A 13,763-nucleotide genomic window follows, 5' to 3' on the forward strand; every position below is an offset into this window, starting at 1 on the left:
GCTATCAAATAAGGAGTAAACGGCACAGGAGTGAGGAGAAACATGCTCCCATCCCTTGCCACCATCAGGCGCCTGCAGGGGCCGGCGCTGCGCCATCGCGCGGTGGCAGTGCGGCAATGGTGCCTTGCGCCACGGCGCACAGCTTTTCGGTGCCCGCCTGCACCACAAACACATCACAGCGGCACACGGCCTGCGCGCGGCCATGGTGCACCGCCTGTGCACGGGCAATGAGCAGTTCGCCCACCGCAGGCCGCAGGTAGTTGATCTTGAACTCGGACGTCACCACGGGCACCCGCATGGCGGTGCCCCCGGCGTACGTCAGGGCGTTGTCGGCCACATAGCTCAGCACGCCCCCGTGCACAAAACCATGCTGTTGCAGCAGCTGGGGCGTGACGGGCAGGTGCAGCTCGCACTGCCCGGGCGACAAGGCATGCAGCCGCGCCCCCACCAGGATGCTGAACGGCTGAGATGCCAGTACCTCACGCCCCATGGCCAGGAAGACCTCGGGCGACACCACGACATCGGGGATGTCGGTGCGCGGTGGCGAGGAGGCCTGTCCGGACATGGTTTAGAGCACCTCGAAAATGCCGGCGGCGCCCATGCCGCCGCCAATGCACATCGTCACGCACACCTTCTTGGCGCCACGGCGTTTGCCTTCGATGAGGGCGTGGCCCGTGAGGCGCTGGCCCGACACACCGTAGGGGTGCCCCAGGGCAATGGCGCCGCCGTTCACGTTCAGGCGGTCGGCAGGGATGCCCAGCTTGTCGCGGCAGTACAGCACCTGCACAGCAAAGGCTTCGTTCAGCTCCCACAGGTCGATGTCCTGCACCGTAAGGCCCAGCTTCTTGAGCACCTTGGGCACGGCAAACACGGGGCCGATGCCCATTTCGTCAGGCTCGCAACCGGCCACCGCAAAGCCGAGGAAACGGCCCAGGGGCTTGAGGCCCTTCTTGCTGGCGTACTCTTCGCTGGTGACTACGCAGGCACCAGCACCGTCAGAGAACTGGCTGGCGTTGCCGGCCGAGATCAGACCACCGGGCAGCGCCGAGCGCAGGCCGCTGATGGCTTCTACCGTCGTGCCTTCCCGCGTGCCTTCGTCCTTGCTCACCGTAACTTGCTTGGTGATCAGGCCCAGCGTCTTGTCGGCCACACCGGCCGTCACGGTGATGGGGGCGATTTCGGCGTCGAACAGGCCGGCGGCCTGGGCAGCGCAAGCCTTTTGCTGGCTGGCAGCTCCGTATTCGTCCATGGCTTCGCGGCCGATGTTGTAGCGCTTGGCCACTTGCTCGGCGGTCTGCAGCATGCTCCAGTAAATCTCTGGCTTTTGCTTGGCCAGGGCCAGGTCCTGGATCATGTGCAGGTTCATCTCTTGCTGCACGCAGGAGATGCTTTCGACGCCCCCGGCCACAAACACATCGGCCTCGCCCGCGATGATGCGCTGAGCGGCCATGGCAATGGTCTGAAGGCCCGACGAGCAGAAACGGTTGACGGTCACGCCCGATGCCGTGATGGGCAGGCCGGCCTTCAGCGCGATCTGGCGCGCGATGTTGCTGCCCGTGGCGCCTTCGGGCGTGGCGCAACCCATGATGACGTCGTCCACGTCAGCACCGTCGATGCCGGCGCGCAACACGGCGTGCTGCACGGCATGGCCGCCCAGGGTGGCGCCGTGCGTCATGTTGAACGAACCCTTCCAGCTCTTGGCGAGTGGCGTGCGGGCGGTGGAAACAATCACTGCGGAGGTCATGTGAATTCCTTTGAATCTGTAGATGGGTGCACGCGGGCGGCTTACTGGAAGGCCTTGCCTTCGGCGGCCAGCTTGGCCAGCAGCGGAGCGGGCTTCCAGAACGCTGCGTCGTCCAGCGGGTTCTTGGCAAAACGGTCCATGGCCTGCACCACGTTGAACAGACCCACTTCGCTGGCGTAGTGCATGGGGCCGCCACGGTGGATAGGGAAGCCGTAGCCGGTCAGGTACACCATGTCGATGTCGCCGGACTTGCTGGCAATGCCGTCTTCCAGGATGTGCGCACCTTCGTTGACCAAAGCGAACACCAGGCGTTGCACGATTTCTTCGTCCGAAATCTTGCGGGGCGTGATGCCGAGTTCCTTGCGGTGGTCTTCGATCATCTTGTTGACCAGGTCGCTAGGGATCGCATCGCGCTTGCCAGCCTGGTAGTCGTACCAGCCTGCGCCGGTCTTCTGGCCAAAGCGGCCCAGCTCACACAGCTTGTCGGCGGTGCGGCTGTACTTCATGTCGGCGCGCTCGACGGCGCGGCGCTTGCGGATGGCCCAGCCGATGTCGTTGCCGGCCAGGTCGCCCATGCGGAACGGGCCCATGGCAAAGCCGAACTTTTCGATGGCCTTGTCCACCTGCTGGGGCGTGCAGCCTTCGTCCAGCAGGAAGCCGGCCTGGCGGCTGTACTGCTCGATCATGCGGTTGCCGATGAAGCCATCGCACACGCCCGAGACCACGGAGGTCTTCTTGATCTTCTTGCCAATGGCCATCACGGTGGCCAGCACGTCCTTGGCGGTCTCCTTGCCACGCACCACTTCCAGCAGCTTCATCACGTTGGCGGGGCTGAAGAAGTGCATGCCCACCACGTCCTGCGGACGCTTGGTGAAGGCGGCGATCTTGTCCACGTCGAGTGTGGAAGTGTTGGAGGCCAGGATGGCGCCAGGCTTGGCCACAGCGTCGAGCTGCTTGAACACCGCTTCCTTCACGCCCATCTCTTCGAACACGGCCTCGATGATCAGGTCGCAGTCCTTGAGGTCGTCGTAGCTCAGCGTGGTGCTCAGCAGGGCCATGCGCTGCTCGTACTTGTCTTGCTTCAGCTTGCCCTTCTTGACCTGGGCTTCGTAGTTCTTCTTGATCGTGGCCACGCCACGGTCCAGGGCTTCCTGCTTCATTTCCAGAATCTTGACGGGGATGCCCGCGTTCAGGAAGTTCATGGAAATGCCGCCGCCCATGGTGCCGGCGCCAATCACGCCCACCAGCTTGATGTCACGCTTGGGGGTGTCGGATGCGACATCGGGAATCTTGCTGGCTGCACGCTCTGCCATGAACAGGTGGCGCAGTGCGCGCGACTCAGGCGTCCACATCAGGTTGATGAAGATTTCGCGCTCGACCAGCATGCCTTCGGCAAACTTCTTCTTGGTGGCAGCTTCAACAGCGTCCACACACTTGGCGGGCGCGGGGAAGTTCTTGGCCATGCCCTTGACCATGTTGCGCGCGAACTGGAAGTACGCATCGCCTTCGGGGTGCTTGCAAGGCAGGTTGCGCACCAGGGGCAGAGGACGGGTATCGGCCACGCTCTGCGCAAACTCCAGGGCTTCTGCCGCCAGCGACTCGGCCGATGCGGCCATCTTGTCGAACAGCTTTTGGCCGGGCACGGCGCCGATCATTTCGCTCTTGACGGGCTCGCCGCTCACGATGAGGTTGAGCGCGGCTTCGACACCAATCACGCGGGGCAGGCGCTGCGTGCCACCTGCGCCGGGGATCAGGCCCAGCTTGACTTCGGGCAGTGCGATCGAGCAGCCAGGCGCTGCAATGCGGTAGTGGCAGCCCAGGGCCAGCTCCAGCCCGCCGCCCATGGCGACGCTGTGCATGGCGGCCACGACGGGCTTGGCCGAGTTTTCGATGGCGGCAATCACCGACAGCAAGTTGGGTTCTTGCAGCGACTTGTCGGTGCCGAACTCCTTGATGTCGGCGCCGCCAGAGAACGCACCACCGGCACCGGTGATCACGATGGACGTGACCGCTGCATCGGCATTGGCACGGCCAAGGCCGTCCACGATGCCCTGGCGGGTCGCCAGACCGAGTCCGTTGACGGGAGGGTTGGCCATGGTGATCACGGCAACGGAGCCGTGGACTTTGTATTCAGCGGTCATGGTGCTGTTGTTCCTTGGAAAGTGAAAAAGAACGATCGTGCGTTTTTATTGTAGAGACTTCAAAACCATTTGGCGTGTCAATTTGTCCCGGGCGGGACAAGTGGGTTTCGTGACATGCCATGGGGCCAGGCAAAAAAAGAGGCGCCTCCAGCTCTCGGGCGCCTCTCGGTCAGGTTTTGCCGGATGTGCTCACACTTCAAGCCATTCCTTGCGGATGTAGCTGTCGGCCCGCAGGCTATCCGGTGTGCCCTGGAACACGATGGAGCCGTGCCCCATCACCAGTGCGCGGTCCGAGATCTTCATCGCAATGGTCAGCTTCTGCTCGATCAGCAGCACCGAAATGCCGCGCGACTTGATGGTCTGCAGGTACTGTCCCACCAGCTCGACGATCTTGGGCGCAAGGCCCTCGGTGGGCTCGTCAATGATGATCAGGTCGGGGTCGCCCATCAGCGTGCGGCACAGGGTCAGCATCTGCTGCTCGCCGCCGGACATCACGCCTGCCTCGGTATGCTGGCGTTCCTTGAGGCGCGGGAACATCTCGTACATGTCGTCGAACGACCAGCGGCTGTTCTTGCCGCTGCCCTTCTGGCCGAGCATCAGGTTCTGGTGCACGGTGAGGTTGGGGAACACGTCCCGGCTTTCCGGCACGTAGCCCACCCCCAGGTGCGCAATCTCGTAGGCCTTTTTGCCGTTGAGGTCCTGCCCCTTCCAGTTCAGGGTGCCCTCCCAGTCCACCAGGCCCATGATGGCCTTGGCGGTGGTGGAGCGGCCCGAGCCATTGCGCCCCAGCAGGGCCACGATTTCACCGGGCTGCACGTCAAAGGTCACGCCATGCAGCACATGGCTTTTGCCGTAGTAGGCGTGGAGATTTTCGATTTTCAGCATGTCAGTGTCCCGCCCCCTGCTCTTCCGCGACGACCGATCCCAGATAGGCCTCTTGCACGCGCTGGTTGGCGCGCACCTTGTCGGGCGTGTCAAAGGCGATCACCTCGCCGTACACCACCACAGCGATCTTGTCGGCCAGACCGAATACCACACCCATGTCGTGCTCCACGGTCAGCAGCGTACGGCCCTCGGTCACTTCCTTGATGAGGTGGATGAAGCGCGAGGTTTCGGTCTTGCTCATGCCGGCCGTGGGCTCGTCCAGCAAGATCACGTTGGCACCGCCCGCGATGGTGATGCCGATCTCCAGCGCGCGTTGCTCGGCGTAGGTGAGGTTCATGGCCAGCGTGTCGCGCTTCTTGTCGAGCTTGATCATCTCCATGAGCTGCTTGGCGCGCTCATTGGCATCGTGCAGGTTCGACAGGAAGCGCAGGAACGTGTACTTGTAGCCCATGCTCCACAGCACGCCGCAGCGGAGGTTCTCGAACACCGACAGCTTGGGGAAGATGTTGGTGATCTGGAAGCTGCGCGAAAGCCCGCGCCGGTTGATCTCGTACGGCGCCATGCCATTGATGCGCTGGCCGTTCAGGATCACGTCGCCACTGGTGGGCGCGAAGCGCCCGCTGATCAGATTGAACAGCGTGGACTTGCCGGCACCGTTGGGGCCGATGATGGCCACGCGCTCACCGGGCGCAACGGCCAGGTTGGCGCCGCGGATGATCTCGGTCTTGCCAAAGCTCTTGCGCAGGTCGCGCAGTTCGAGCGCATAGGTTGCGTTGTCAGCCGCCATGGTTACAAAGCCTCCCCACGCTTGATTTCATGTTCTATTTCTTCCTGAATCTTGCTCCACTGGCGCACAAACTGGCGGCGGCAGAGTTCAAACAGGGCAAAGCCCGTCACCATCACAAACACCGCGCCAAACCAGCTGGTAAAGCCCTTGGCGTTGAGCGTGGCGCCCAGGAAGGTCAGCTCTGGCCCCAGCGCTGCATTGAGCTGCAGGTGGTAGGTCATCTCGATCATGCAGGCCGCACCCATCACACCCACCAGGGCGGTACCGCCCAGGGCCAGGTACGAGGTCCACAGCTGGCGCAGCTTGCCAAACTTGGCCAGGCGCAGATTCATCATGATCAGGCTGGCCACGCCGCCGGGCGCGTACATCACCATGAACAGGAACACCAGGCCCAGGTACAGCAGCCAGGCCTTGGACAGCTCGGACAGCAGCACCGACGCCAGCACGAGCAACACCGCGCCAATGATGGGACCGAAGAAGAACGTGGCCCCGCCCAGGAAGGTGAACAGCAGGTAGCCACCCGAGCGCACCACGTTCAGGCTGTCGGCACCCGTCACGATCTCGAAGTTGATCGTGGCCAGGCCACCACCAATGCCAGCAAAGAAGCCCGCGATGATGAAGGCGAAGTAGCGCACGCGCTGCGTGTTGTAGCCAATGAACTCCACACGTTCGGGGTTGTCACGCACTGCATTCAGGATGCGGCCCAGCGGTGTGCCGGTGAAGGCGAACATCGCCGCCGTGCAAATGAAGCAGTAAACGGCAATCAGGTAGTACACCTGAATCGCAGGACCGAAGGTGATGCCGAAGAACGACTGGCCGTACACGCGGTCGGTGGTGATGCCGCCTTCGCCCCCGAAGAACTCGGGGAACATCAGCGCCATCGAGGCCACCAGCTCGCCAATGCCCAGCGTGATCATGGCGAACGTGGTGCCCGACTTCTTGGTCGTGACAAAACCCAGCAAGATCGCAAAGAACGCCCCCGCCAGTCCGCCCACGATGGGGATGAGCACCAGGGGAATGCTGAAGCTGCCCTTGCCCGCCATGTTCATCGCATGGATCGCAATGAACGAGCCCAGGCCGGTGTACACCGCGTGGCCGAAGCTCAGCATGCCGCCCTGCCCCAGCAACATGTTGTACGACAGGCAGATGATGATGAGGTAGCCGATCTGCGAGAGCATGGTCAGCGCCAGGCTGCTGCGAAACAGCATGGGCGCGACGATCAGTGCGACAGCAAACAGCGTCCAGATCACAAAGCGCCCCACGTTCCAGGGCTTGAACCGGTAGTGCGACGTGGCACCAGAAACAGGATGAGTGGTCGAATTCATGGCTTCAGTCCTCCCGCGTGCCCAACAGGCCCTTGGGGCGGAAGATCAGGATCAGCACGAGGAACAGGTACGGCAGGATGGGCGCCACCTGGGAAATCGTGAGCTTGAGCAAGGGGTAGCCGAAGGTCTGGTCGGTCACGGCCACACCCACTGCCTTGAAGACGTGGATCAGCGAGTAGTCCAGCGCCACGGCAAAGGTCTGCACCACACCGATCAGCAGCGAAGCAATGAAGGCCCCTGCCAGCGACCCCATGCCGCCGACCACCACCACCACGAAGATGATGGAGCCCACGGATGCGGCCATCGCAGGCTCGGTGACATAGGTGTTGCCGCCGATCACGCCTGCCAGGCCCGCTAGCGCGGCACCGCCGCCAAACACCAGCATGAACACGCGCGGCACGTTGTGGCCCAGCGCCTCGACCATCTCTGGGTACTTGAGAGCCGCCTGGATCACCAGCCCGATGCGTGTGCGGGTGAGCAGCAGCCATACCGACAGCAGCATCAACAGCGCCACCAGCATCACAAACGAACGCGACTTGGGAAACTGGGTGCCGTATAGCGAGAACAGCGGCCCCTGCAGTTGCTCGGGCAGGCCGTAGGGCACCGTGGAGCGGCCCCAAACCAGCTGCACGACTTCCAGGATCAGGTACGACAGGCCGAACGTGACCAGTAGCTCGGGCACATGGCCGAACTTGTGCACCCGGCGCAAGGCATAGCGCTCAAATGCAGCGCCCAGCACAAACACCACGAGCGGAGCCAGCACCAGCGCTGGCCAGAAGCCCACCACCCCGGAGATGGTGAACGCGAAATAGGCACCCAGCATGTAAAAGCTGGTGTGTGCAAAGTTGAGCACGCCCATCATGCTGAAGATCAGCGTGAGGCCGGAACTCAGCATGAAAAGCAGGAGCCCGTAGCTCACGCCGTTCAGCAAAGAGATCACGAAAAACTCAGGATTCATTGGAATTTTTCATCACGGAGGGAAAAAAAAGGCCCGAGTACGTCGGGCCTCGAAGTTCTGACGGCTGGGAACAGGGTCCCAGCGCCAGCGCCACATCAGGGGCGCTTCATCTGGCACGACGTGGGCGTGCTGGCCACGTAGGGTTCGTAGTACTTCAGCGGCACGAAGGTGTAGCCGGTGTTTTCCGAGTCGATGGGGTACTTGCCGCCGGCTTTTTCCCACTTGGAAATGAACAGGCCCTGCTGCAACTGGTGGTCGGTCTTGCGCATCTCGACTTCACCGTTGAAGCTCTTGAACTTCATGCCTTCGAACGCTGCAGCCACCTTGACGGGGTCGGTGGACTTGGCCTTCACGAAGCCTTCTGACAGCATGGTGAAGGCGTGGTACACGGCACCGGTGTACATGTCGTCGTTGAACTTCTTCTTGTAGTCCACCACGATCTGGTTCAGCGGGCCAGGCAGGTTCATGTGGGCATAAGCCACCATATACACGCGGCCTGCGGCAGCGGCGCCCATGGCGGTCGGGCTGCCCGTGACCGAGCCGTAGTAGGTGTAGAAGTTGACGTTGTTCAGACCTGCGTCGTTCGCGGCCTTGATCAGCAGCGCCAGGTCAGAGCCCCAGTTGCCGGTGATCACGCTGTCAGCGCCCGATGCCTTGATCTTGGCGATGTAGGGCGAGAAGTCACGCACCTGGGCGAGAGGATGCAGGTCGTCCCCCACGAACTGCACGTCGGGGCGCTTGCGCTGCATCATCTCCTTGGCGAACTTGGAGACCTGGTGGCCGTGCGAGTAGTTCTGGTTGATCAGGTAGACCTTCTTGACCTCTGGCAGGTCCTTCATGTAGGTCGTCAGCGCTTCCATCTTCATGGAGGTGTCTGCGTCCAGACGGAAGTGCCAGTAGCTGCACTTGCTGTTGGTGAGGTCTGGGTCCACAGCGGCGTAGTTCAGGAACAGGACTTCCTTGCCGGGATTGCGCGCGTTGTGCTTTTCCAGCGCGTCCATGATGGCGAGGGCCGGGCCAGAGCCATTGCCCTGCACCACGTAGCGCGCGCCCTGGTCCATGGCCGAGCGCAGTGCGCTGGTGGTTTCCTGCGGGCTCAGTTTGTTGTCGATGCCGATGATTTCAAATTTGACGCCGGCAGGGTTCTTCTTGTTGAACTCTTCAGCGATGAACTGGAAGCTCTTGAGCTGGTTCGTTCCCACGGCTGCCATCAGGCCAGACAGGGGGTCGAGCCAGGCGATTTTGACCGTCTCGCCCTTTTGAGCGAAGGCCCCGCCAGCGCTTGCCAAGATTACCGAGGCTGCTACAGCCTTAATAGCGAACTTCATGCTTTTGTCTCCTTGTAAATCGACACAACGCAGCGTACCGCGTTGCAACAAAGCGATGCTCAGGGATTGCCCCTACCAGCGTCGCACACGTGACTGGCGCAGCGCTCCCCCGAGCGCGCACCAGCCTGGGGCAGTGCAAAAAATGGCGTTCGCAAACGATGCACACACATGCATTGCCCCACCCTGATCACAGGCCGGGAAGCTTGTAATCCTTGAGCTGCTCACGCAGCTTGGTCTTGAGCATCTTGCCGGTGGCACCCAGCGGAATGGCATCGACAAACACCACGTCATCGGGGATCTGCCACTTGGCCGTCTTGCCTTCGTAGAAGGCCAGCAGCTCTTCGCGCGTGACCTCCGCACCGGAGCGCTTGACCACGGCCACGATGGGGCGTTCGTCCCACTTGGGGTGCGGCATACCCACACACGCTGCCATGGCAATGGCGGGATGGGCCATGGCAATGTTCTCGATGTCGATGGAGCTGATCCATTCGCCGCCGGACTTGATCACGTCCTTGCTGCGGTCCGTGATCTGCATGAAGCCGTCGGCATCGATGGTGGCCACATCACCGGTGGGGAACCAGCCCCGGCCCTGCGCGTCGCGCACCAGCGGGTCGCCGCCCTCGCCCTTGAAGTAGCTGCCCACAATCCAGGGGCCCTTGACCAGCAAATCCCCGTAGGTCTTTCCGTCCCAGGGCAGCTCGTTACCGTCGCCCCCCACGATCTTCATGTCCACACCATAAATCGCACGGCCCTGCTTTTGCAGGATCTTCATCTGCTCGTCCTTGGACATGGCGAGGTGCTTGTTCTTGAGCGTGCACAGCGTGCCCAACGGGCTCATCTCGGTCATGCCCCAGGCGTGCAGCACCTCCACGCCGTAGTCTTCCTTGAACGCGTGGATCATGGCGGGCGGGCAGGCCGAGCCGCCGATGACCGTACGGCGCAGGGTGGAGAACTTGAGGCCTGCAGGCTTCATGTGGCCCAGCATCATCTGCCACACGGTGGGCACGCCTGCGGCATAGCTCACCTTCTCCGCTTCGATGAGTTCGTAGATCGACTTGCCATCCATCGCCGGGCCGGGGAACACCAGCTTGCAGCCTGTGAGTGCAGCCGAGTACGGAATGCCCCAGGCATTGACGTGGAACATGGGCACCACCGGCAGCACCGAGTCGCGGGCCGAGAGGCACATGACGTCGGGCAGCGCCGCAGCGTAGGCGTGCAGCGTGGTGGAACGGTGGCTGTACAGCGCGGCCTTGGGGTTGCCCGTGGTGCCGCTGGTGTAGCACATGCTGGATGCGGAGTTCTCGTCAAACTCGGGCCAAGCGTAGTCGGACGAGTGCGCGCCAATCCAGGCTTCGTAGCTGGTCAGGCCGGGAATGCCTGTGTCGGCAGGCAGCTTGTCGGCGTCGCACAGGGCGACCCATTTCTTGACAGTGGGGCACTTGGCATGCACCGCCTGCACCAGGGGCAGGAAGGTGGTGTCAAAACACAGCACCTGGTCTTCGGCGTGGTTGATGATCCAGGCGATCTGGTCGGGGTGCAGGCGTGGATTGACGGTGTGGAGCACCCGGCCCGATCCGCTCACGCCGAAATACATCTCCATGTGGCGATAGCCGTTCCAGGCCAGCGTGGCCACCCGGTCGCTGAACTGGAGCTTCTGGTCATCCAGCGCATTGGCCAGGCGGCGGGCACGTGCGGCGAGGTCGCGGTACGTGTAGCGATGGATGTCCCCCTCCACCCGTCGGGACACGATTTCGGCGTCGCCGTGGTGGCGCTCTGCGAATTCGATCAGCGACGAAATCAGCAACGGTTGACTCTGCATCAAGCCCAGCATGAATACTCCTTGGATGTTGTAGTGAATGGAACGGTCATCGTAGCGCGCGTACCGGCATCCGGGTGTCGCCCGCGTCGTGCCCCCGCACGCCACTGGGATGAACCCACGCACGCCGCACCACCGCGCTGGCGTGGCATCGGAGGCGGCATGGCTGCACCATCGCCGGACCCCGTGAACCGCTGCGGAGTGTGCGCCCGACAGGCATGGCTGCCAACACTTGTCGTCCCACTGACAAAGGGCAAGGGAATACCCTGAACCGCAGGCACCGCTGCAGCGACAATCAGGCCCATGCTCTGCGCCGCACCTTCTGCCCAACGCTTCATCGCCGCCCAGCCCTGGTTCGCGGGCCTGCCTGCCGCCATGCAGGAGCGGCTGCGCGAAGAGGTGTTTGCCGAGCAGGCCGACAAGGGCGCGGTGATGATGCCAGCCGGCAGCGCCGTGCAGGGCTGGCATGCCGTGCTGTCAGGCCTGGTGATGCTGCAGAGCCCCACCAGCCAGGGCCGGTCGTCCGCCTTCATCGGAGTGCCCGATGGCGAATGGTTTGGCGAAGGCTCGGCCATGAAGCCGGAGCCCCGCAGGTACCACGTGGTGGCGCTGCGCCCCACCACCCTGCTGTGCCTGCCCCTGCCGCTGTTTGCCACGCTGCGCGAGACCAGTCTGGCGTTCAACCAGTTCCTGGTGCTGCACCTGAACATGCGGCTGGGCCAGGCCATGACCATCATCGAAGCCGGGCGCACCCAGTCCACCGAGCACCGCGTGGCGCTGTACCTCAGCCGCCTGTTCTGGCGCAGTACGCGGCGGCTCAACCTCACGCAGGAGGAGCTGGGGCAACTGGTGGGCCTGTCGCGGCAGACCGTGAACAAGGTGCTGCGCTCGCTGGAGGGCATGGGCATCGTGTCGCTGGACTTCGGGCGTGTGGCCATCGTGGACGACGAGGCGCTGAACGCATACCTCGCCGCCACGGCCGCACACTGACCAGCCGCATTCGGCCAAGAGCTGTTCAGCATCTGCAGCGCGAGGGTCATTGAACGCTCAGGCGCACCGCCTTCTGGTCCGCATCAAAGATGAACTTGCGGGGCCAGGGCTGCCAGGTCTGGCCCAGCGTGGCGTTGTTGGGATCACCGGTGTGCACAAACGCCCGCAAGCTGTCCATCATGGCTCGCGACAAGGCCAGGCGCCCCGGCTGGTTGGCGGTGCTGTTGGTCGCCTTCGCAAACACCGAGGGACCGAAGTTGCCAAACACAAACGGCAGGTCGAACGCATGGGCCGCGCCGTAAACATCGTTCCACGGTGCGGGCTGCTGGGCCCAGTTGAACTGGTAGTTCCACACGTTGCTCTGCTGGCTGCGCAGGGCGTTCAGCAGGTTGTCGCGGCTGGCGCCAATGAACACATTGCCCAGCAGCTGTGTGCGTGCGTTGTAGCCCGTGCCTGGGGCCGTCACCGGCAGGTAGGACGCATCCAGAATGTCCGCCGCAGTCAGGGTCGTGGGCGCATCGGGGTCAAAGCGCTGCATCATCGCGAAGCGGTCGGCATCGCTGATCTTCATGCCGGGCTTGCCGCCCAGCAGCACCAGGAAGGGGGCAAACAGCTTGCCCTCCTCGGCCGTGTAGCCGGACAGCACGGGCACCTTGTGATACCGCCCCGCACCGATCTCGGCAATCGGATCGGCCGGCACCACCACACCGTCCGGGATGGGACCGGAGCCTGTCAGCCCCTTCGCCAGCACCGTCTGCAAGATGACCCGCGCATCCTTGCCGCGCAGGTAGCTGGCCACCTGCGCGGGGGGCCAACCTGCCACCAAAGCCTGGGCTTCTGGCAATGCGGGCGCCAGGCCATCGGCCACGGCCAGATGCGCGAGCAGCTGGCTGGCCTGTGTGGCGTAGCGGGAGAGCGGGTTGAGTGTGGGGATGGACCCGGCGGGCAAGTTGGTCGCCAGGGAAATCCCCCCGCTGATCGGCACCAGTTTGTGGAACAGCCCGCTGGCCTGCGGCGCCGTCAGCAGCGCCAGGGCATTGATGGCCCCCGCCGACTGCCCCATCAACGTGACATTGCCTGCATTGCCGCCAAACCGGGCGATGTTGCCCTGCACGAACCGCAGCGCCTGCACCACGTCCAGCAACGCATAGTTGCCGGTGTAGCCGCTGCTGCCCGCGTTGCCTCCACTGCCACTGTTGCCCGCATGCAGCGCGGGCAACTGCAGATACCCCAGCACATCAAGCCGGTAGTTGGCCGTGACCACTACGGCATTGGCTGACTTGGCCAGCGCCGCGCCGTCGTACACCGGGTCAGCGGTGTAGCCCGAGATGGCACTGCCGCCATGGATGAAGACCAGCACCGGCAGGTTGTCCTGCGCGGTGGCCGGGCGCCAGATGTTGAGGGTCAGGCAATCTTCGCTGCCCAGCGGCGTGTTCAGCGTCTGACCAATCGTGTCGTCAAAGCGGTTGTTGGCCCCTGGTCCGTAAATGCGGCCCATCTGCAGGCAGGCGTTTCCAAATCGGGTGGCGCTGCGCTCGCCCATCCAGGCGGCGGGCTCTGCAGGCGGCTGCCAGCGCAGGGGCCCCACGGGGGGTTGGGCGTAGGGAACGCCCTTCCAGGCATAGGTGCCGCTGGTGGCGCTGTCGTCCGTACCGCGCACCATGCCGTAGCGGGTTTCGCGCAGTTCGGGCGGCGTACCGCCAGAGCCACCACACGCCGTGGTCATCACAGCGGCGAGACAGGCTGCGCCCCAGCGCAGGCTCTTTGCAAAATAGGCCATGTTGTTTGT

Annotated in this window: 11 protein-coding genes; 1 reads left to right on the plus strand and 10 read right to left on the minus strand. The window is 63.4% G+C overall.

What is annotated here, in order from left to right; translation table 11 throughout:
- Nucleotides 1-64: 64 nt before the first annotated feature.
- From ACOYR4_RS12615 to ACOYR4_RS12655, 9 genes are all read right to left on the minus strand, one after another.
- The gene (locus ACOYR4_RS12615; RefSeq protein WP_238990648.1) at nt 65-565 is read right to left on the minus strand and encodes a PaaI family thioesterase; all 501 of its coding nucleotides are present in this window, start codon (nt 563-565) and stop codon (nt 65-67) included.
- Nucleotides 566-568: 3 nt separating this feature from the next.
- Nucleotides 569-1,744, minus strand: coding sequence for an acetyl-CoA C-acyltransferase (locus tag ACOYR4_RS12620; protein WP_015014385.1), 1,176 nt, complete (start codon nt 1,742-1,744; stop codon nt 569-571).
- Nucleotides 1,745-1,785: 41 nt separating this feature from the next.
- Complete coding sequence (locus ACOYR4_RS12625; protein ID WP_422846832.1) at nt 1,786-3,885, minus strand: 3-hydroxyacyl-CoA dehydrogenase NAD-binding domain-containing protein; 2,100 nt, start codon at nt 3,883-3,885, stop codon at nt 1,786-1,788.
- Nucleotides 3,886-4,074: 189 nt separating this feature from the next.
- Nucleotides 4,075-4,770: an ABC transporter ATP-binding protein gene (locus ACOYR4_RS12630; protein WP_060987409.1), complete on the minus strand. Its 696-nt coding sequence runs from the start codon at nt 4,768-4,770 to the stop codon at nt 4,075-4,077.
- Between the two features lies 1 nt (nt 4,771).
- Nucleotides 4,772-5,557 carry an ABC transporter ATP-binding protein gene (locus tag ACOYR4_RS12635; RefSeq protein ID WP_422846833.1) on the minus strand — a complete coding sequence of 262 codons (786 nt, stop codon included), beginning with the start codon at nt 5,555-5,557 and terminating at the stop codon, nt 4,772-4,774.
- Between the two features lie 2 nt (nt 5,558-5,559).
- Nucleotides 5,560-6,882, minus strand: coding sequence for a branched-chain amino acid ABC transporter permease (locus ACOYR4_RS12640; protein WP_422846834.1), 1,323 nt, complete (start codon nt 6,880-6,882; stop codon nt 5,560-5,562).
- Between the two features lie 4 nt (nt 6,883-6,886).
- Nucleotides 6,887-7,840 (minus strand): branched-chain amino acid ABC transporter permease, encoded by a 954-nt coding sequence (locus ACOYR4_RS12645; RefSeq protein WP_056063520.1) that lies wholly within the window; start codon nt 7,838-7,840, stop codon nt 6,887-6,889.
- Nucleotides 7,841-7,935: 95 nt separating this feature from the next.
- Nucleotides 7,936-9,168, minus strand: a complete 1,233-nt coding sequence (locus ACOYR4_RS12650) for a branched-chain amino acid ABC transporter substrate-binding protein (protein WP_060987411.1) — start codon at nt 9,166-9,168, stop codon at nt 7,936-7,938.
- 187 nt (nt 9,169-9,355) lie between these two features.
- Nucleotides 9,356-10,999 (minus strand): 3-(methylthio)propionyl-CoA ligase, encoded by a 1,644-nt coding sequence (locus tag ACOYR4_RS12655; protein ID WP_422846835.1) that lies wholly within the window; start codon nt 10,997-10,999, stop codon nt 9,356-9,358.
- Nucleotides 11,000-11,287: 288 nt separating this feature from the next.
- Between ACOYR4_RS12655 and ACOYR4_RS12660 the strand changes: the two genes are divergently transcribed.
- Complete coding sequence (locus ACOYR4_RS12660; RefSeq protein ID WP_015014393.1) at nt 11,288-11,974, plus strand: Crp/Fnr family transcriptional regulator; 687 nt, start codon at nt 11,288-11,290, stop codon at nt 11,972-11,974.
- Nucleotides 11,975-12,020: 46 nt separating this feature from the next.
- Here ACOYR4_RS12660 and ACOYR4_RS12665 read toward each other — a convergent pair whose 3' ends face one another.
- Nucleotides 12,021-13,754 (minus strand): carboxylesterase/lipase family protein, encoded by a 1,734-nt coding sequence (locus ACOYR4_RS12665; RefSeq protein ID WP_422846836.1) that lies wholly within the window; start codon nt 13,752-13,754, stop codon nt 12,021-12,023.
- Nucleotides 13,755-13,763 lie beyond the last annotated feature (9 nt).

The organism is Acidovorax sp. M14 (genome assembly GCF_049331375.1).
Lineage (GTDB): Bacteria > Pseudomonadota > Gammaproteobacteria > Burkholderiales > Burkholderiaceae_C > Acidovorax.

What these genes read in the sequence shown, in the direction of transcription:
- ACOYR4_RS12615 (WP_238990648.1), bottom strand. Translation starts at nt 565, where the DNA reads ATGTCCGGACAGGCCTCCTCGCCACCGCGCACCGACATCCCCGATGTC.
- ACOYR4_RS12620 (WP_015014385.1), bottom strand. Translation starts at nt 1,744, where the DNA reads ATGACCTCCGCAGTGATTGTTTCCACCGCCCGCACGCCACTCGCCAAG.
- ACOYR4_RS12625 (WP_422846832.1), bottom strand. Translation starts at nt 3,885, where the DNA reads ATGACCGCTGAATACAAAGTCCACGGCTCCGTTGCCGTGATCACCATG.
- ACOYR4_RS12630 (WP_060987409.1), bottom strand. Translation starts at nt 4,770, where the DNA reads ATGCTGAAAATCGAAAATCTCCACGCCTACTACGGCAAAAGCCATGTG.
- ACOYR4_RS12635 (WP_422846833.1), bottom strand. Translation starts at nt 5,557, where the DNA reads ATGGCGGCTGACAACGCAACCTATGCGCTCGAACTGCGCGACCTGCGC.
- ACOYR4_RS12640 (WP_422846834.1), bottom strand. Translation starts at nt 6,882, where the DNA reads ATGAATTCGACCACTCATCCTGTTTCTGGTGCCACGTCGCACTACCGG.
- ACOYR4_RS12645 (WP_056063520.1), bottom strand. Translation starts at nt 7,840, where the DNA reads ATGAATCCTGAGTTTTTCGTGATCTCTTTGCTGAACGGCGTGAGCTAC.
- ACOYR4_RS12650 (WP_060987411.1), bottom strand. Translation starts at nt 9,168, where the DNA reads ATGAAGTTCGCTATTAAGGCTGTAGCAGCCTCGGTAATCTTGGCAAGC.
- ACOYR4_RS12655 (WP_422846835.1), bottom strand. Translation starts at nt 10,999, where the DNA reads ATGCTGGGCTTGATGCAGAGTCAACCGTTGCTGATTTCGTCGCTGATC.
- ACOYR4_RS12660 (WP_015014393.1), top strand. Translation starts at nt 11,288, where the DNA reads ATGCTCTGCGCCGCACCTTCTGCCCAACGCTTCATCGCCGCCCAGCCC.
- ACOYR4_RS12665 (WP_422846836.1), bottom strand. Translation starts at nt 13,754, where the DNA reads ATGGCCTATTTTGCAAAGAGCCTGCGCTGGGGCGCAGCCTGTCTCGCC.